Here is a 19,139-nt window from a genome sequence, read left to right as displayed (position 1 = left end):
GCGGTGGTCTTCGCCACCATCGGCTTCTTCGCGCTGGCGATCTTCGGGCTCGGTGCAGTGAGCGTGCTCACCGACAGCGACATCATCGCGACGCCGGGGCTGGGGCAGTGGCCGGGCATCGGTGGCATGGCCGCGGACGTGCTCGCCTTCGCCGTCCTGCTCTGGTCGGTCGTCCGTCGCCCCGGGCCGTCGTTCTTCTCGGCGCTCGTGATCGCGGTGGCGACGGCACTCGTGCATCTGGCCGCGGTCTGGATCGCCGTGGCGAGCGTCGCCGGGAGCGCGCTGCTCGCGACGGCGGTCGCCGGCGACCTGGTGCGCGGGGGAGCGAGTGCCGTGCTGCTCCTGGCCGCCGCGATCGGCGCCTGGGCCGGGATCGCCCTGCGGCGCACCCGCGCTCGGCATCCGCGCTGGCCCTGGGAACGCGACGAAGACGCGGAGTGATGAGCGGCGGTGACGCGCCGCTCTCCCGGCGTGTCGCCGCGGAGCGCCCGCTCGCGCGTACCCTGGTGGGGTGGAGCGCTCGTTGGAGACGCAGGTCGACCAGGCCGTCGCGGCCTGGTTGCGCTGGGTGCCGCGCTGGGAGCCGGCGACCCATCGCGGTCGGATCGCGCCGTGCCGCCGGTGCCTCGGCTCCCCGCTGCTCTCCGCCGCGGGGATCGGAGCGAACGTGCCGCACGGCGTGCAGCACGGGCTCTCGACGCGGTTGAAGACGATCGTCGATCACGCGGTCGCCGACTACACCGCCCGCAACCTGCCGATGCTGCAGCGCGAACTCGATCAGCAGGCCGCCCGCAACCGCGCGCGCAGCTACCGCCCGGCCGAAGACCTCGACCCCGAGTTCGACGGGTTGCCGCTCGATCCCGACCCGGTTCCGGGCGCGCCGTTCCTTTTCACGATCGCCGGCCTCGCCGACGACGCGGCCGAGACACTGCCGCCCCTGCCGCCGTTGACCGAGGAGGCGAAGGTGGCGCTGCGACAGGAGGTCGGTCTGGCCGATGAGTACGCCAACATGGTCGGCCGTGAGATCTGCGGTCTGCTGCTGCGTCACCGTCTACCGATCCAGGCCGCGATCGCGCAGCACATCGAGCCGCAGATCGAGGCGCTCCTCGCCGAGCTGACCCAGTCGCTCGACTCGCCCTTCGACGCCGACCCGAGCTAGCGACGGCATCCGCGCGGGGAGCCCGCAGTCATTTGACCGGCAGGTTACGCGCCATTACACTTGGTCAGGTGTGTGCACGTCTCGACGTGCGCGCTGGGCGCCGGCCCCATGGCCGGTCTGCCCCCACGGCATACCCACCACACCAAAAGCGCGTCCGTTCGGACGTGCCGGTGGGTCATGATGTGAAACCCATCACGCTGTCACCGTGCAGCATTATGAGGAGAGAACGTGCCAACCATTCAGCAGTTGGTTCGCAAGGGTCGCTCGCCCAAGGTCACCAAGACCAAGGCGCCGGCGCTCAAGTCGAACCCGCAGCAGGCCGGGGTCTGCACCCGCGTCTACACCACCACCCCGAAGAAGCCGAACTCGGCGATGCGCAAGGTCGCCCGTGTGAAGCTCCGCAACGGCACCGAGGTCACCGCGTACATCCCCGGTGAGGGCCACAACCTCCAGGAGCACTCGCTGGTGCTCGTCCGTGGCGGTCGTGTCAAGGACCTCCCCGGTGTGCGTTACAAGATCGTCCGTGGCGCCCTGGACACCCAGGCCGTCAAGAACCGTAAGCAGGCTCGTTCCCGCTACGGCGCGAAGAAGGGTTGAGTTAGATGCCTCGTAAGGGTCCCGCCCCCAAGCGCCCCGTCGTCAACGACCCGGTCTACGGCGCTCCGATCGTCACCTCGCTGGTGAACAAGATCCTCGTCGACGGCAAGAAGTCGCTGGCCGAGTCGATCGTCTACGGCGCCCTCCGCGGCGTCGAGGCGAAGAACGGTCAGGATGCCGTCGCCACGCTCAAGAAGGCGCTCGACAACGTCCGCCCCACCCTCGAGGTCCGCAGCCGCCGCGTCGGTGGCTCGACCTACCAGGTGCCGGTCGAGGTCAAGCCGCACCGCGCGAACACCCTCGCGCTGCGCTGGCTCGTCAGCTACGCCAAGGGTCGTCGTGAGAAGACGATGACCGAGCGTCTCCAGAACGAGATCCTCGACGCCTCGAACGGCCTGGGTGCCGCGGTCAAGCGCCGCGAAGACACCCACAAGATGGCCGAGTCGAACCGCGCGTTCGCTCACTACCGCTGGTAAACAGCTCCGCCCGCCCCCGGCCATCCGTCGGGGGCGGGCACCCCCTCTTCGCAGTACGACTGCCAGAAAAGATAAGGACACTCCCGTGGCACAAGACGTGCTCACCGACCTGAGCAAGGTCCGCAACATCGGCATCATGGCGCACATCGATGCTGGCAAGACCACCACGACTGAGCGCATCCTGTTCTACACGGGTGTCAACCACAAGCTGGGCGAGACCCACGACGGTGCTTCGACCACCGACTGGATGGAACAGGAGAAGGAGCGCGGCATCACGATCACGTCTGCCGCCGTGACCTGCTACTGGAACAAGAACCAGATCAACATCATCGACACCCCCGGTCACGTGGACTTCACGGTCGAGGTGGAGCGCTCGCTCCGCGTCCTCGACGGTGCCGTCGCCGTCTTCGACGGCAAGGAGGGCGTCGAGCCCCAGTCCGAGACCGTGTGGCGTCAGGCCGACAAGTACAACGTCCCGCGCATCTGCTTCGTCAACAAGATGGACAAGCTCGGCGCCGACTTCTACTTCACTGTCGACACGATCATCAACCGCCTCGGCGCCAAGCCGCTGGTCATCCAGCTGCCCATCGGCGCGGAGAGCGACTTCATCGGTGTCGTCGACCTCATCGAGATGCGCGCACTGGTGTGGGCGGGTGACGCCAAGGGTGATGTGACCATGGGCGCCTCCTACGAGATCCAGGAGATCCCGGCCGACCTCAAGGAGAAGGCCGACTCCTACCGCCAGCAGCTGCTCGAGACCGTCGCCGAGAGCGACGACGCACTCCTCGAGAAGTTCTTCGGTGGCGAGGAGCTCACGGTCGCCGAGATCAAGGGCGCCATTCGCAAGATGACGGTCGCCTCGGAGATCTACCCGGTGCTCTGCGGCTCGGCGTTCAAGAACCGCGGCGTGCAGCCGATGCTGGACGCGGTCGTCGACTTCCTCCCGAACCCGCTCGACGTGGGCTCGATCGAGGCGCACGACCCCAAGGACCCCGAGAAGATCATCGAGCGTCACCCCGACGCCAACGACCCGTTCGCCGCGCTGGCGTTCAAGGTCGCGGTGCACCCGTTCTTCGGTCGTCTGACCTACGTGCGCGTCTACTCGGGTTCGCTCGAGTCGGGCTCTGCGGTCATCAACTCGACCAAGGGCAAGAAGGAGCGCATCGGAAAGATCTTCCAGATGCACGCCAACAAGGAGATCCCGGTCCCCTCGGTCACCGCGGGCAACATCTACGCCGTCATCGGTCTGAAGGACACCACCACCGGTGACACCCTGACCGACCCGGCCTCCCCGGTCGTCCTCGAGTCGATGACGTTCCCGGAGCCCGTGATCGAGGTCGCCATCGAGCCGAAGACCAAGGCCGACCAGGAGAAGCTGGGTGTCGCCATCCAGAAGCTTGCTGAAGAGGACCCGACCTTCCGCACCGAGCTCAACCCCGAGACCGGTCAGACGACCATCAAGGGAATGGGCGAACTGCACCTCGACATCCTCGTCGATCGCATGAAGCGCGAGTTCAACGTCGAGGCCAACGTCGGAAAGCCCCAGGTCGCGTACCGCGAGACGATCCGCAAGGCCGTCGAGAAGCACGACTACACGCACAAGAAGCAGACCGGTGGTTCGGGTCAGTTCGCGAAGATCCAGTTCACCATCGAGCCGATGGACCTGGACTCCGAGAACACCTACGAGTTCGTCAACGCCGTCACCGGTGGACGCATCCCGCGCGAGTACATCGGCTCGATCGACGCCGGTTTCCAGGACGCCATGAACGTCGGAGTCCTCGCGGGCTACCCGATGGTCGGCGTCAAGGCGACCATCGTCGATGGTGCCGCGCACGACGTCGACTCCTCGGAGATGGCGTTCAAGATCGCCGGCTCCATGGGCTTCAAGGAAGCGGCTCGCCGCGCCAGCCCGGCTCTCCTCGAGCCGCTGATGGCCGTCGAGGTCCGTACTCCCGAGGAGTACATGGGCGATGTCATCGGTGACCTGAACTCGCGTCGTGGCCAGATCCAGTCGATGGAGGACGCCGCCGGCGTCAAGGTCGTCCGTGCCCAGGTGCCGCTGTCCGAGATGTTCGGTTACATCGGCGACCTGCGCTCGAAGACCTCGGGTCGCGCGGTCTACTCGATGGAGTTCCACAGCTACGCTGAGGTTCCCCGCAACGTGGCCGACGAGATCGTCCAGAAGACCGCGGGCGAGTAACAACTTCTGGGAGCCGGGTTCCGGCCCGGCTCCCAGGTCCCCTACAACTTCACATTCCCTCTCTACTAAACTGAGATTCACACCCGTAGAGAACCGGTCGCAATCCAGTGCCCGGCACCCTCTACACGACGTCCTGAGGAGGACCCAGTGGCTAAGGCCAAGTTCGAGCGGACCAAGCCGCACGTCAACATCGGAACCATCGGTCACGTTGACCACGGCAAGACCACGCTCTCCGCAGCGATCTCGAAGGTGCTTGCTGACAAGTTCCCGTCTGACACCAACGTGCAGCGCGACTTCGCTTCCATCGACTCGGCGCCGGAAGAGCGCCAGCGTGGTATCACCATCAACATCTCGCACATCGAGTACGAGACCCCGAAGCGCCACTACGCGCACGTTGACGCCCCCGGCCACGCCGACTACGTCAAGAACATGATCACCGGTGCGGCTCAGATGGACGGCGCGATCCTCGTGGTCGCCGCCACCGACGGCCCGATGGCTCAGACGCGTGAGCACGTTCTGCTCGCCAAGCAGGTCGGCGTTCCGTACCTGCTCGTCGCGCTGAACAAGTCCGACATGGTCGACGACGAGGAGATCCTGGAGCTCGTCGAGCTCGAGGTCTCCGAGCTGCTCGCCTCGCAGGGCTTCGCCGAGGACGCTCCTGTCGTCCGCGTCTCCGCTCTCAAGGCCCTCGAGGGCGACGAGAAGTGGGTCCAGTCGATCCTCGACCTCATGGAGGCCGTCGACGAGAACGTGCCCGACCCGGTGCGCGACAAGGACAAGCCGTTCCTGATGCCCGTCGAGGACGTCTTCACGATCACCGGTCGTGGAACCGTCGTCACGGGTCGCGCCGAGCGTGGCACCCTGGCCATCAACTCCGAGGTCGAGATCGTCGGACTGCGTCCGACCGTCAAGACCACGGTCACGGGTATCGAGATGTTCCACAAGCAGCTCGACGAGGCATGGGCCGGCGAGAACTGCGGTCTTCTGCTCCGTGGTACGAAGCGTGAGGACGTCGAGCGCGGCCAGGTCATCGTGAAGCCGGGTTCGGTCACGCCGCACACCGACTTCGCGGGCACCGCGTACATCCTGTCGAAGGACGAGGGTGGCCGTCACAACCCGTTCTACACGAACTACCGCCCGCAGTTCTACTTCCGCACCACCGACGTCACCGGCGTCATCACGCTGCCCGAGGGCACCGAGATGGTCATGCCCGGCGACACCACCGACGTGACGGTCGAGCTGATCCAGCCGATCGCCATGGAAGAGGGCCTCGGCTTCGCCATCCGTGAGGGTGGACGTACCGTCGGCGCTGGTACGGTCACGAAGATCATCAAGTAAGCATCTGCTTCCTGCACAAGGGGTCGGACCTTCGGGTCCGGCCCCTTTTGTGTTGCCCGGACACCCGAGAATCCGGTATCCCAAACTCGTTCCCCTATCCAGTTGAATAAAACACGAAGTGTTGGATATGGTGATACCGCTATGCGAAAGCATGGCGAAGCAGGCATGTGTTCGAGCCCTAGGTCGAACCGGCGCTGCAGCGGCCAGGGAAACCCGAAGCTTCCCTGAGCCGCTGATCTGCGTGCGCCTGCCTGTATCGGGGAGAGCCTGCGCGCCGGGGAGTGGCGCGCGGGATAAAGGGGAGTATCACCATGCGTTCGAACGCGCGTCCGCAGAAGCAGCAGCACGCCCGGAAGCTGACGGCGATCACCGCCATCGTCTCCGTGATCGCCGGGGCGTTCGTCGCCGGTATTTCGGCTCAGATGGCATCGGCCAACAGCTGGACGCCCAGCGTCTCGGTCGAGAGCGTGGATCCCTCGGGCGCCGGAAAGGACTTCGTCCTCGCCGAGGAGAACGTCGGCTTCGACGTCGCCGTCTCGAACACCTCGGGCGGACGCCAGTTCAACCTCAGCCTCATGGCGATGGTCCCGGCATCCGTCTCGTTCGTCTCGGGCGGCGAGTTCGGTGCCCCGACGATCTTCACCGAGGGTCAGGTGCTGCCCAACCGCACGCGCACGGCCACCACCGATCTCCCGAGTTGCACCGACCTCGGCCTCGTGGCCGCCCCCACGGGCTCCGCTCAGCCGCAGTTGTGCGCGGTCCCCGCCGGTCAGCAGGTCTGGGTCTGGTCGAACGTCAACGACCTTCCGCAGGGTGCGACCGTTCCCTCCACGATCACGATCGCCCCGGCATCCGACGCCTACCCGGTCGGCAGCCGCATCGACTTCTCGATCCGAGCGTTCACCAGCGACGACCCCGCGCGTCTGCCCACCTTCGATGGCTCGACCAGCGTCTCCCGCACGGCCGACCACACGTCGGGTACGGGCTTTGCCGATGACGACGTGCCGGTCAAGGCGCTCCGCGTCACCAAATCCGAGCCCAGCGCCGAGGACGAGCGTCTGCGCGGCGCGCACGGCGAGCCCACCGTCTACACCGTGACCGTGCAGAACACGAGGCGCGAGGCGACCCTCGGCGCGACCGTGACCGATTACCTCCCGGCCGGAATCGAATACCTGGGTGACGGCACCACCGTCGACAACTCGGCACCGGGTGCCGAGTACCCGACCGCGCCTCGTCTCGCCGGTGGCGCGATCGACGGTGAGACCGTCGAGACGGTGTCGCTCACCGAGGCCCAGGCGCTGGCTCTCGGACTCTCCGGCGCCGGCGTCTACACCAAGGTCACGTGGCTGCTCGGCGACCTCGCGGCCGACGAGACCCGTACCCTCCAGTACCGCGCTGTCGTCCCGCTGTTCGCCAACGCGCAGTGGGCGGCGGGCACGGCCCCATCTGCCGAGAGCGGCGCACAGGCGGCGAACCTCGACAACAACACCGGCGCCTCCACCCGCCACGGTGCCACGGATGCGCCGGCCACCGCGCAGACGTTCCGTAACGTCGCGTCGGTCGTCGGCACCTACCAGGGGCCGGTCTTCGGCGGCGACGAGTCGCTGCGCTCCAGCTCCGATGACGATGACGAGATCATCGAGGCGGTCGACGTGCGCGTGCTCAAGAGCGTCGACTCGAGCGGACTGTTCTCGACGGGATCGGTGGCGGTCTACTCCATGCAGGTCGACGTCAGCGAGTACGTCGATGCGAGCGACATCATTCTCACCGACGTCATCCCGAACGGTCTCTGCCCCGCGCTCCCTGCGGGGGAGGCGGCCGCGACCCTCATGATCGACGGCGCGACGGTCACGTCCGAGCGCTGGAACTCCGAGGTCCCCGGCGAGGCGTGCAACTACCCGACCACCGCGAGCGGCGCCGTGCTCTCCGACGACCTGACGGTCGTCTCGATCGACTACGACCGCACCGACGGCACGTTCACGGTCGTCTTCTCCGCCGACGACCTCGTCGCGGGCGAGACGATGACCGGCCGCTACTCGGTCATGCAGCGCCCCAACTACAGCGGCGCCAGCGGCGGCACGAGCTCGGGCGACAGCTTCGTCAACCGCGTCACCGTCACGGCGCAGACCGACCCGATCGCCGCGATCGCGAACGACCCGGCGCTGAGCGCGCGCGTCGGCGGCGCCCGCCTGGTCTCCGACGACTCCGCCGCGATCATCACCTCGGGCTTCACCGGACTCACGAAGACGGTTCTCGAGCGCGGCAGCGATCTCACCACCGACCCCGAGGCCTGGGTGAAGGATGCCGTCCAGCCGTTCTCGCCCGGCGACTCGGTCTGGTACCGCATCGAGATCCCGTTCGCGAAGGGGATCGATATCCGTAACCCCGAGCTCGTCGACTACCTCCCCGAGGGCGTCGCGCTGCAGGAGGTCCGCTACGCCTACACGGGCTTCCCGGCGGGTGCATCGACGACGACCCCGGTCGCCTACGGCTCGTCCGGATTCCCCACCGACTTCATCCCGAACCCGGTGACGACCGAGTCGTCGCTCACCTGGGAGTTCGGCTCTCGCAACCGCGGGGGCAGCGACCACCGCTTCATGCCCGCGGGCAGCACGGTGACCATCTACATCCGCGGTGAGGTGCAGGCGCAGTCCGCATCCCGCGAAGAGGTCGACAGCCCGAAGAACCAGGCGAAGTACCAGCAGGTGAACGTCAACGGCGAGATCTCCTTCCGCCGCGACGACGCGGGCATCGACCTCGACTGGGGTTCGACGCTCACCAAGGGCATCGCCGCGGTCAACGGCACCGCGACCCCGAACGGTACGACCTTCGGCGCGCGCACCGAGACGAACCAGGTCGTGCAGAACGACAAGGTCGAGTACCGGATCGACGTCACCTCCCCCCAGAACTCGACCACCGACTACGTCGTGTGGGACGTTCTCCCGGCAGGGGTGAAGAAGGCGGACGTCGCCGATTTCACCGCCGCGACCTATGACGGCGGGGCGATCGCACCCGCGTCGCCGTACACGACAGCGGATGACGTCACCGCGGTCGCCTACGACGATGGAGAGCTGCCGAACGGGATCGCTCTGACGCCTGCGTACAGCGGGCGCTCGGTGATCGTCTGGACGGTCGGCGCCTCGGTTCCCGGCAGCACCCCCGCGACCACGGGTGAGAACGCCGCGCCCGAGGTCGTCCGCGGCCTCTCGCTCGGCTACACCCTCACGGTTCCCGCCGGCGCGACGAACGGCGGCGCCGCCGCACAGCTCACGCAGAGCTACGTCAACACGGCCGGCATCGTCAGCTACGCGATCGAGAACACGCCGTCGACGAAGACCACGGTCGTGCCGCAGGCGGATGCCGGTGGCCAGCAGCTCACGAACCGCACCCCGCAGGCCGGTGAGGTCGCGGCATCCGATGTCGACACGGTCGACACCGCCGAGGTGCACCTGCCCGACGTGACCGTCGCCAAGAAGCTCCTGTCGACCGAGGTCGGCCCGACGACCGGGACGCCGTTCGGTCAGACGGATCTCGGCACCTCGGCGCGCAACTCCGCGTCGCAGATCGTGCAGGGGGAGTACGCGACCTTCGAGTACTCGATGAGCATCCCGGCCCGCACTTCCATCCGCAATGCCGTGCTCTCCGACAACGGCGCGCTCAGCACCGGCGGCGCGGCGGTCACGTACCAGTACGTGGCGGGGAGTGCGAAGTTCTTCGGTCCGACGGGAGAAGAGATCGAGACGGCCGACGAGGCCGACGGCTTCCGGACCGCCGAGACCTCGGGCGCCGCGCGCGGCGTGCTCACCTTCCCGAGCACGTACACGAACGGCACGGACGAAGCGCAGACGTTCCGCGTGCAGATCTCGGTGTGGGTGAAGGACCGCGACGCCAACACGGCCAACGCGAGCCAGCCGCAGATCGCCAACGGCACGCAGCTGACGAACACGGCCACACTGACCTTCGGCGACCCGAACAGCACGAACACGAACGCGCGCCTCACCCGCACCGCGAACGCCCAGGTGCAGTTCATCGAGCCCGCCCCGCGGCTCACGAAGACGGCATCGTCCGCGACGGTCGCCGCCGACGGCACGGTGACCTACACGTTGCGAGCGGAGAACGGCGCGAACCGCGTCTCGTTCTACGACGCCGTCGTGCTCGACTGCGTGCCGACCGAGATCACGCCGAGCACCCTCTCCGCCACGTCCGGTGATCCGCGCATCATCGGTGACTGCGCGATCGGCACGGGCAACGTGATCCAGCCGGGCACCGGTCCGGGAACGCTCATCGAGTGGACCATCCCGGTGATCAACGGAACCGGCCCGACCGGTGCGCCCACGCTCACCTACACCGGGACGGTCGAGACCCAGGCCGGCGGCGGGTCGACGTTCACCAACCGTGCCGAGCTCAAGGGATACACGCTCCCGCTCGCGGTGGGCGATGACACCGACACGTCGGACCGTCGCGGCACGGTCGCGGCGATCAGCTCCGCGACGGTGCGCATGCCCGAAGCATCCATCCTCAAGACCGTCGAGCCGGGCTCCGCACCGGTCGGCGACGTCGTCACCTACACCCTGACCACCACACTGCCGGCCAGCACGAACTTCTACGACGTCGTGCTGTCCGACACCCTGCCGGTCGGAGTCGAGTACCTCTCGGGCGGCACGCACACTGAGACGGCGAACTGGGCGGGCGCTCCCAACACGCCCGTGATCGGCGCCCCGTCGCTGAACGGGCGGACGCTCACCTGGAGCGTCGGTCCCGACGACATCCTCGCGTGGTCGGCGAACCGCACGATCACCGTCACGTTCGAGGCGCGTATCACGAACGCCGTGACGGCCGCGGCGCCGAGCAACACGGGCACCTTCGCCTGGAGCTCGGTCAACGGATCCACCGCACCGGGGGACCGCAAGACGCCGACGTCGACGGCCACCGTGACTCTGCTCCACCCCAGCGTCACGATCGCGAAGGCCGTCAAGACGACGGGCGCCGCGGACTCGACCTATGCGGCGAGCAAGACGGGGAACCCCGACGAATCCTTCACCTATCGCGTGCGCGTGACGAACGCCACCGGTGCAGGCACGGCGCCTGCTCACGGGATCGTCGTCACCGACACGGTCGACGCGGGAGTGCGCATCGACACGAAGCAGAGCGTGTTCGACGAGGCCGTGTTCTCCGATGAGGACGCGATCCGCGACGGCCGCGGCGGCGTGATCACCTGGACCCTCGCCGGTCCGCTCTCGAACGCGAGCGGTGCCAACGTGCGCGACCTCGTCTACGAGGGCAGCTTCGTCTCCTCGGAGTCGCTGCGCGCGATCGCCCTCAACAACACGGTTCGCGTCACGCAGTATTCGTCGGCGTCGTCCGATGGCTGGGTCTACCGTCCGGGCTCGACCCGCCCGGGTGGGGCAGCCATCCCCACCACCAACACGACGGGCAGCGCGGCGATCAGCCCGCTCTTCCCGAGCATCCAGCTGCAGAAGAGCGTCACCACGCCGGGTGCCCAGGCCTTCATTGGCGAGGCGTTCTCCTGGACCCTCCAGGCCCGAAACGTCGGTGCGGGCTCCGCCCAGACCGTCACCCTCACCGACACCCTTCCGACGGACTGGCGCTTCGACGACTCGGTGGCGCCGCGCATCTCGGTGGCGGGTCAGGCGGCGATCGCCCTCGACGCGCCCACGATCACGACGGCGAACGGTCGCCAGGTGCTCACCTGGGTGCTGGGTTCGGAGACCGGTGCGGCGTTCCTTCCGGGAACCGCCGCCGGGGCGACCGATGCCCAGCGCACGGTCGTCGTGACCTTCTCCTCGAAGCCGCTCGCGGATGCCGTGACCACGGCGGGAGCGGGACTCGCGACCAACCACACGAACACCCTCACGGGTTCCGCCACCGATCGGACGGGCGTCACCCGTAACGCGAACGGCCTGTACGTCGACACGAACGCGCAGGCGAACGCGCAGATCGCCCGTGCCGACCTGAAGATCGTCAAGCAGGCGATCGGCGGCGACGCCCAGGGCGCCTGGACGGCCGGCGATTCGGTGCGCGGCGGGTACACGCAGCCGCAGTGGCGCATCACGGTCACCAACCAGGGACCGGATGCCGCGAACGGTCCGTTCCGCGTGACCGATGAGGCCGTCCTCCCCGACGGCGTGACCACCGGTGCCTTCACCGCGCGGTACTACAGCGGCGCCGCCGACACCACGGGCACCGCGCTCTCGCTCTCGGGTGCGGGCACGGCAGCCGACCCGTTCGTCGTCGGTACGACCGGCACGGCCCTGAAGGCCGACGGTTCCGACCGGATCGTCCTGGTCGCGAACGTCACGATCCAGGCCCCGGCCACCGGGACCGCCGAGAACACCGCGAGCGTCACCGGCCGCACGTACGAGCTGCCGGCCGACATCGCGAAGGACAACGCGGCCACGGCCACGAAGCCCATCTCGAGCGCTGCCGATCTCGCGATCGAGAAGACGGTGAACACCGCCGAGGTGACCGCCGGACGCTCGATCACGTGGAGCATCGCGGTGCGCAACAACGGCCCCTCGGTGTCGGCGTCGACGGCGGACGACAAGATCACCGTGACCGACACCATCCCGGAGGGGATCACCGGCGTGGCCGACCCGTCGGCGGGGCTGACGGCGTGGACCGCCTCGGCATCCGACGGCTGGCCCGCCACCGCCGGTGACACGATCACCTGGACGTTCACGGGCACCCAGCTCGCGGTCGGTCCCGCGCAGGATCTCTCGCTGACCGGTACCGTGCTCGCATCGTGGACGCCCGACGACGGCGACATCGTCAACGAGGCGACCGTCACCGCGGGGGCGACCACCGATCCGACCACCACCAACAACTCCGACGATGTCACCGTCTCTCCGGGGGATGCGACGACCCTCGCCATCACCAAGACGCGCGTCGTGAACGACCAGGGAGTCTGGAAGGACGCCGCGCAGTTCGGCGGGCCGCTGCCCGTCGTGGTCGCCGGTGAGACGGTGAGCTACCGCGTCGTCGTGACGAACAACGGACCGGCGGATGCCCGCGACGTCAGCGTCGAGGACGAGGTGCCGAGCATGCTCGCCTTCGCATCCGTCGAGGACGTGACGGGCACCTGGACCCGAATCGCGGGCCCCGACACCCACGACACGTTCACCGTCGACGGCACCGTGCCGGCGGCCGCGGGGGACAACACCCGCGCGTTCGTCGTGACCTACGACGTCGACGCCGCGCTCGCGCCCGGTTCGGTCGTCGAGAACTGGGCGACCGCATCGGCGACCAACGCCACCAACGAGCCGCGCGACGGCGACACGACGGACTCCGACCGCGTCGCGGATCTCGCGATCCTCAAGCAGGCGATGGATGCCGAGGGCGTCGCCGTCGCCGAGGGAGAGACCCCGGAGGTGACCGCGGGCACGCAGACGCGATTCCTGCTGACGGTGACGAACCAGGGGCCGAGCTTCTCGAGCGCGCCGATCACGATCAGCGATCAGCTCCCGGCAGGTCTCACGTACAGCTCGTCGACAATCTCGATCGCGGGAGCCGAGGCAGACGCCGCCAGCCCCACGGTGTCGGAGAACGGCCGCGCGATCTCGTGGACGGCGCTGACCGAGGAGCAGACCCTCGAGGTCGGATCGACCATCGAGATCGTCGTCACCGCCGACGTGGCCGCAGACGTTCGCCCGCAGACCCTGGTGAACGAGGCCGACGTGACGGGGCCCGACGACTTCGACCCCGCGAACAACCACGGCGAGGCCGAGATCGACATCGTCACCCTCGCCGAGATGACGGTGCAGAAGGACGTCGCCGACGGTCCGTGGATCGCCGGCACCGAGGTCGAGTACACCATCACGGTCGACAACGAGGGGCCGTCCGTCGCGGACGCCTTCCTCACCGACGTGCTGCCGGCCGGCCTCGCCCCCGTCTCGATCGCGGGCGAGGGCTGGACGTGCGACGAGGACGCCCAGAGCTGCATCCGTCGCGGACACCCGCTGGGGGAGAGCACGATCACGGTCGTCGCCCTCATCGAGTCGAACGTGCCCACCGGCACCGAGCTGACGAACACGGCGAACCTGTCGTGGACCGACAGCCGCAGCACCTCGCCGCACTCCGACAGCGACGACGCCGCGATTGACGTCTCCACGGATGCCGACCTCGGCCTCGTCAAGACGGCGGTCGACGCCGAGGGCGCCGAGATCACCTCCGCGGTCGCGGGGGAGAGCGTGCGCTACCGGATCGAGGTCGAGAACGCCGGACCGAGCGATGCGGTCGGGCCGATCACGGTCACGGACGCGCTGCCCTCCGGCATCCGTTTCACCGGTCTGACCGGTGACGCCGTCGAGGCGTGGTCCGCGCAGCCCGACGACGCCGATCCGCAGACCGTGACCTTCACGATGCTGCCGGCGGACGCGGGCCTCGTGAACGGCGCCGCTGCGCCCTCGATCGAGTTCGAGGCCGCCGTCGACCCGTCGGTCGCGCACGGTACGGTGCTCACCAATACGGCATCCGTGTCGTCGGGCACCCCGGACTCGAACCCCGAGAACGACGGTGACTCGGCCGATCTCACAGTCGCTCGCGAGGTGGATCTCTCGATCACGAAGACCCACGACGCAGCCGCCGTGCGCATCGGCGACGAGCTCGCGTTCGCTCTCGAGGTCCGCAACGCCGGTCCGTCCGAGGCGACGGATGTCGTCGTGACCGACGTCGTGCCCGCCGGGCTCGAGGTCACGACGGTCGCAGGCGACGAGGTCGGCACCGACTGGTCGATCGAGAGCATCGAACCGGTCGATGCGGACGACGCGACGGCCGGGACGCGTGTGGTCGCGCGCTACGCGCTGCCCCTCGCGCCGGGCGAGACGGCATCCGTCCTGGGTGTGAGCACCCGCGTGCTCGTCGCGGCCTACTCCGAGGTCGTGAACGTGGCGGATGTCTCCGCCGCCGAGATCACGGAGGAGCACCCCGACCGCACCCCCGACGACAACCGCGCGTCGGACGTCGTCACGGTGCCGCCGATGGCCGCGCTGGTCGTGAGCAAGACCGCGGTCGGGGAGTTCCAGGTCGGCAAGGCCGGGTCGTACGAGATCGTCGTGCGCAACGACGGTCCCACCGCCGACCCGGGGCCGATCACCGTGACGGACGTGCTGCCCGCCGGGCTCTCGTTCGCCGGATCTCCCGACGAGGGAGTGCAGGTCGACGGCCAGGTCGTGACCTGGACGCTCGAGGACGGCCTCGCGGTCGACGAGGAGATCACCCTCGCGCTGCGCGTGAACGTCGGCGAAGCCGCGTACCCGTCGGTCACCAACGTCGTCACGGTCACCTCGCCCAGCGCGCAGACCGAGGACGCCGTGCTGACCGACGAGGCGACGGTCGATGTCGCCGCGGCGGATCCGCTCGCCACGACCGGTGCCGAGATGGCCTGGGGTCTGCTCGCGGTCGCCCTGCTGATGATGGTGTCGGGAGGACTGTTCGTCGCCGCGCGTCGACGCTCTTCCGCCGGCGCGTCCGTGCATGCAGAATGAGGGTGCCCGGAACCGATCCGGAGCACATGACCAGTAGGGGACGCACATGGGTATCGAGGACGCCGTCAACAAGGGCAAGGACTTCGTCGAGCAGAACAAGGACAAGATCGCCGAGGCCGTGAAGAGCGAACAGGCCGAGGACATCAGCGACAAGGTCCTCGACGGCGTCGCCGACTTCGCCAAGAAGATCGCTCCGGGTGCGTCCGAGAAGATCGACGAGATCCGCGACGCGGCCGACAAGCAGGTCGGCAACCAGTAGTCGATCGCTCCGAGGGCGGTGATCTCCGGAAGGAGGTCGCCGCCCTCCGTCGTGCGCTGCGATATTCCGGCGGATGCTCGCGCGGAGACCCGCGGATGCGTAGACTGGAGCGGACCGCACTGGGGATAGGGCGGTCGGGGAGCCCGGAGGGGTCCGGACTCCTGAAGCACGCGGCTCGTCCGCGTTCAACTGGGGAATGCGATCTTGGGGATCATCTTGCGACGTGCGCACTCGCTGCGCGCCTTCGTCACCCCGCCTGCACGGCGGCGTCATCGCCGTGCCCTCGATCGAGGATCTCGGCGTCCCTTCACGCCGGATTCCTCGCGTTCGGTGTGCCCCCTCGCACTGAACGCCCTCCCCGAACGGGGCGAGGCATGGGGATGCCTCGCCCCGTTCTCACCTCGCGGCTGAGGCTTCGGCGGCGGCGCGACACGCCCGGGTTTGCACAAGTGAAATACCCCGTGGCAGAATAGACAGGTTCGACATTTCGGTGCGCTCAGCGTGCGCCGAATCACTGCCAGGGCAGTGCATAGACGGTGTCTCCTCTGAGAGGCGCAGGGTTCTAGGCCGCGGGTAGCAGAACACACAACCCCGACACCTTCCTTTCGAGGTCTTCGCCGTGCGCGGCGGAGGTCGGGATGACAGCAGAACAGTGGTGCGCAGAGCGACTCCCCGGAGTCGTTCGAGTGCCGAGGCGTGAACAGCGCCGACGTGCGTCCAATGCCCCTGAGCCACCGGGTTCAGGCCGGTAAGACGCTTAAAGAGAGTGAGCAGACAATGGCGGGACAGAAAATCCGCATTCGCCTGAAGTCGTATGACCACGAGGTCATCGACTCGTCGGCACGCAAGATCGTCGACACCGTGACCCGTGCGGGCGCGACCGTCGTCGGCCCCGTGCCGCTTCCGACCGAGAAGAACGTCGTGTGCGTCATCCGGTCGCCCCACAAGTACAAGGACAGCCGCGAGCACTTCGAGATGCGCACCCACAAGCGTCTGATCGACATCGTCGACCCGACGCCCAAGGCCGTCGACTCGCTGATGCGTCTCGACCTCCCGGCCGATGTCAACATCGAGATCAAGCTCTGAGGTTCGACATGGCTGACATCAACGCAAAGATTTCCAAGGGCATGCTCGGCACGAAGCTCGGCATGACCCAGGTGTGGAACGAGAGCGGCAAGCTCGTCCCCGTCACCGTCATCGAGCTCGCACCGAACGTGGTCACCCAGGTTCGTACCCCCGAGAAGGACGGCTACAACGCCGTGCAGATCGCGTACGGCCAGATCGACCCCCGCAAGGTGAACAAGCCCCTCACGGCTCACTTCGAGGCCGCCGGCGTCACGCCGCGCCGCCACGTCACCGAGATCCGCACCGCGGATGCTGCTGACTACTCACTCGGTCAGGAGCTCACGGTCGACGGCACGTTCGAGGCCGGCCAGCTCGTCGACGTCGTCGGCACGAGCAAGGGCAAGGGCTTTGCCGGTGTCATGAAGCGTCACAACTTCAAGGGCGTCTCGGCATCGCACGGTTCGCACCGCAACCACCGCAAGCCCGGCTCCATCGGCGCATCGTCGACCCCGAGCCGCGTCTTCAAGGGCATGCGCATGGCCGGCCGTATGGGTGGCGAGCGCGTGACCGTCCTCAACCTCACGGTGCACGCCATCGACATCGAGAAGGGTCTGATGCTCGTCAAGGGCGCCGTCCCCGGTGCTCGTGGCCGCATCGTCTACGTCCGCAACGCAGTGAAGGGTGCCTGATCATGGCTGACTCGACTCTCGCGCTCGACGTCCTCAAGGCAGACGGCAAGAAGGCAGGCTCGATCGAGCTTCCCGCCGCGCTGTTCGACGTCAAGACGAACATTCCGCTGATCCACCAGGTCGTCGTCGCGCAGCTCGCGGCGGCTCGCCAGGGAACCCACTCGACCAAGCGTCGCGGTGAGGTCTCCGGTGCCGGCCGCAAGCCCTTCAAGCAGAAGGGCACGGGTAACGCCCGTCAGGGTTCCATCCGCGCGCCGCACATGACCGGTGGTGGCATCGTGCACGGCCCCAAGCCGCGCGACTACTCGCAGCGCACGCCCAAGAAGATGATCGCCGCCGCCCTCCTGGGTGCGCTCAGCGACCGCTTCCGCGGCGACCGCCTGCACGCGATCGACAGCTTCGGCTCCGAGGGCTCGCCCTCGACCAAGGCAGCCGCGGGCTTCCTCGGCCAGGTCGCCACGTCCAAGAACGTGCTGGTCGTCATCGAGCGCGGCGACGAGCTCGCGCTCAAGAGCCTGCGCAACCTCGGTCACGTGCACCTGCTGTCGTTCGACCAGCTCAACGCCTACGACGTGCTCGTCTCCGACGACATCGTCTTCACCCAGGCCGCGCTCGAAGGCTTCATCGCCTCCAAGTCCGGCGCCAACCAGGAGGTCTCCGCATGAGCGAGCAGGCATCTGTTCTCCAGACGGCCCTGAACAAGGACCCGCGCGACGTCATCCTGAAGCCGGTCGTGTCCGAGAAGAGCTACGGCCTGATCGATGAGGGCAAGTACACCTTCCTCGTCGACCCGCGTGCTTCGAAGACCGAGATCAAGCTCGCCATCGAGAAGATCTTCGGCGTCAAGGTCGCGTCCGTCAATACGCTCAACCGCGTCGGCAAGGCCCGTCGCACCCGCTTCGGCACCGGCAAGCGCAAGGACACCAAGCGCGCCATCGTGACCCTGAAGTCGGGCACCATCGACATCTTCACGGCAATCGGCTGATCCGGGGGATAAGGACAATCATGGCAATTCGCAAGTACAAGCCCACGACCCCGGGCCGTCGCGGCTCGTCGGTGGCTGACTTCGCCGAGATCACCCGATCGACGCCGGAGAAGTCGCTGCTGCGCCCGCTCTCGAAGACCGGTGGTCGTAACAACCAGGGGCGCATCACGACCCGTCACATCGGTGGTGGCCACAAGCGCCAGTACCGCGTCATCGACTTCCGTCGCAATGACAAGGACGGCGTGAACGCCAAGGTCGCTCACATCGAGTACGACCCCAACCGCACGGCTCGCATCGCGCTGCTGCACTACTTCGACGGTGAGAAGCGCTACATCCTCGCTCCGGCGAAGCTGAAGCAGGGCGACATCATCGAGTCCGGCGCGGGTGCCGACATCAAGCCGGGAAACAACCTCCCGCTGAAGAACATCCCGACGGGTACCGTCATCCACGCGATCGAGCTCCGCCCCGGCGGCGGCGCGAAGATGGCGCGTTCGGCCGGAGCATCCGTCCGTCTCGTCGCCAAGGACGGCCCCTACGCCCAGCTGCGTCTGCCCTCGGGCGAGATCCGCAACGTCGATGCGCGCTGCCGCGCGACCATCGGCGAGGTCGGCAACGCCGAGCAGTCGAACATCAACTGGGGTAAGGCCGGCCGTATGCGCTGGAAGGGCGTTCGCCCGACCGTGCGTGGTGTCGCCATGAACCCGGTCGACCACCCGCACGGTGGTGGTGAGGGTAAGACCTCCGGTGGTCGTCACCCGGTCTCCCCGTGGGGTCAGGCTGAGGGTCGCACCCGTCACGCCAACAAGGAAAGCGACAAGTACATCGTGCGTCGTCGTAACGCCGGCAAGAAGCGCAAGTAGGAGTAAGA

Annotated in this window: 13 protein-coding genes; all 13 read left to right on the top strand. The window is 67.8% G+C overall.

Going from position 1 to position 19,139, the window contains the following annotated elements:
* The first annotated feature begins 3 nt into the window (after window positions 1-3).
* The 13 genes from KZC52_RS16360 (at window position 4) to rplB (ending at window position 19,131) form a co-directional block, all read left to right on the top strand.
* On the top strand, window positions 4-441 hold the full coding sequence (locus tag KZC52_RS16360; RefSeq protein ID WP_247625185.1) for a DUF6121 family protein: 438 nt from the start codon (window positions 4-6) through the stop codon (window positions 439-441).
* Window positions 442-511: 70 nt separating this feature from the next.
* Window positions 512-1,159 (top strand): spermidine/putrescine ABC transporter substrate-binding protein, encoded by a 648-nt coding sequence (locus KZC52_RS16355; RefSeq protein WP_247625184.1) that lies wholly within the window; start codon window positions 512-514, stop codon window positions 1,157-1,159.
* Between the two features lie 228 nt (window positions 1,160-1,387).
* Window positions 1,388-1,756 carry a 30S ribosomal protein S12 gene (rpsL, locus tag KZC52_RS16350; RefSeq protein WP_017201609.1) on the top strand — a complete coding sequence of 123 codons (369 nt, stop codon included), beginning with the start codon at window positions 1,388-1,390 and terminating at the stop codon, window positions 1,754-1,756.
* 5 nt (window positions 1,757-1,761) lie between these two features.
* Window positions 1,762-2,232, top strand: coding sequence for a 30S ribosomal protein S7 (gene rpsG / locus KZC52_RS16345; RefSeq protein WP_017201608.1), 471 nt, complete (start codon window positions 1,762-1,764; stop codon window positions 2,230-2,232).
* 85 nt (window positions 2,233-2,317) lie between these two features.
* Window positions 2,318-4,432, top strand: coding sequence for an elongation factor G (gene fusA, locus KZC52_RS16340; protein ID WP_282185368.1), 2,115 nt, complete (start codon window positions 2,318-2,320; stop codon window positions 4,430-4,432).
* Between the two features lie 147 nt (window positions 4,433-4,579).
* Entirely contained in the window at window positions 4,580-5,770 is a 1,191-nt protein-coding gene (tuf, locus tag KZC52_RS16335) for an elongation factor Tu (protein ID WP_042538710.1), read from the top strand.
* 311 nt (window positions 5,771-6,081) lie between these two features.
* Window positions 6,082-15,273 carry a DUF11 domain-containing protein gene (locus KZC52_RS16330; protein ID WP_247625183.1) on the top strand — a complete coding sequence of 3,064 codons (9,192 nt, stop codon included), beginning with the start codon at window positions 6,082-6,084 and terminating at the stop codon, window positions 15,271-15,273.
* Between the two features lie 46 nt (window positions 15,274-15,319).
* Window positions 15,320-15,532, top strand: coding sequence for a hypothetical protein (locus KZC52_RS16325; protein ID WP_247625182.1), 213 nt, complete (start codon window positions 15,320-15,322; stop codon window positions 15,530-15,532).
* Window positions 15,533-16,309: 777 nt separating this feature from the next.
* Complete coding sequence (gene rpsJ / locus KZC52_RS16320) at window positions 16,310-16,618, top strand: 30S ribosomal protein S10 (RefSeq protein ID WP_030147986.1); 309 nt, start codon at window positions 16,310-16,312, stop codon at window positions 16,616-16,618.
* An 8-nt stretch (window positions 16,619-16,626) separates the two neighbouring features.
* Window positions 16,627-17,286, top strand: a complete 660-nt coding sequence (rplC, locus tag KZC52_RS16315) for a 50S ribosomal protein L3 (protein WP_247625181.1) — start codon at window positions 16,627-16,629, stop codon at window positions 17,284-17,286.
* A gap of 2 nt (window positions 17,287-17,288) precedes the next feature.
* The gene (gene rplD, locus KZC52_RS16310; protein ID WP_247625180.1) at window positions 17,289-17,951 is read left to right on the top strand and encodes a 50S ribosomal protein L4; all 663 of its coding nucleotides are present in this window, start codon (window positions 17,289-17,291) and stop codon (window positions 17,949-17,951) included.
* Window positions 17,948-18,271: a 50S ribosomal protein L23 gene (rplW, locus tag KZC52_RS16305; RefSeq protein WP_247625179.1), complete on the top strand. Its 324-nt coding sequence runs from the start codon at window positions 17,948-17,950 to the stop codon at window positions 18,269-18,271. The genes rplD and rplW overlap by 4 nt, the downstream gene beginning before the upstream one ends.
* 20 nt (window positions 18,272-18,291) lie before the next feature.
* The gene (gene rplB, locus KZC52_RS16300; protein WP_247625178.1) at window positions 18,292-19,131 is read left to right on the top strand and encodes a 50S ribosomal protein L2; all 840 of its coding nucleotides are present in this window, start codon (window positions 18,292-18,294) and stop codon (window positions 19,129-19,131) included.
* The last annotated feature ends 8 nt before the right edge of the window (window positions 19,132-19,139 follow it).

The organism is Microbacterium galbinum (genome assembly GCF_023091225.1).
Classification (GTDB): domain Bacteria; phylum Actinomycetota; class Actinomycetes; order Actinomycetales; family Microbacteriaceae; genus Microbacterium; species Microbacterium galbinum.
The sequence above is the reverse complement of the archived record's forward strand: the minus strand, read 5'-3'. Positions and strand labels throughout refer to the sequence as shown.

What these genes read in the sequence shown, in the direction of transcription:
- rpsG (WP_017201608.1), top strand. Translation starts at nt 1,762, where the DNA reads ATGCCTCGTAAGGGTCCCGCCCCCAAGCGCCCCGTCGTCAACGACCCG.
- KZC52_RS16330 (WP_247625183.1), top strand. Translation starts at nt 6,082, where the DNA reads ATGCGTTCGAACGCGCGTCCGCAGAAGCAGCAGCACGCCCGGAAGCTG.
- KZC52_RS16325 (WP_247625182.1), top strand. Translation starts at nt 15,320, where the DNA reads ATGGGTATCGAGGACGCCGTCAACAAGGGCAAGGACTTCGTCGAGCAG.
- rpsJ (WP_030147986.1), top strand. Translation starts at nt 16,310, where the DNA reads ATGGCGGGACAGAAAATCCGCATTCGCCTGAAGTCGTATGACCACGAG.
- rplC (WP_247625181.1), top strand. Translation starts at nt 16,627, where the DNA reads ATGGCTGACATCAACGCAAAGATTTCCAAGGGCATGCTCGGCACGAAG.
- rplD (WP_247625180.1), top strand. Translation starts at nt 17,289, where the DNA reads ATGGCTGACTCGACTCTCGCGCTCGACGTCCTCAAGGCAGACGGCAAG.
- rplW (WP_247625179.1), top strand. Translation starts at nt 17,948, where the DNA reads ATGAGCGAGCAGGCATCTGTTCTCCAGACGGCCCTGAACAAGGACCCG.
- rplB (WP_247625178.1), top strand. Translation starts at nt 18,292, where the DNA reads ATGGCAATTCGCAAGTACAAGCCCACGACCCCGGGCCGTCGCGGCTCG.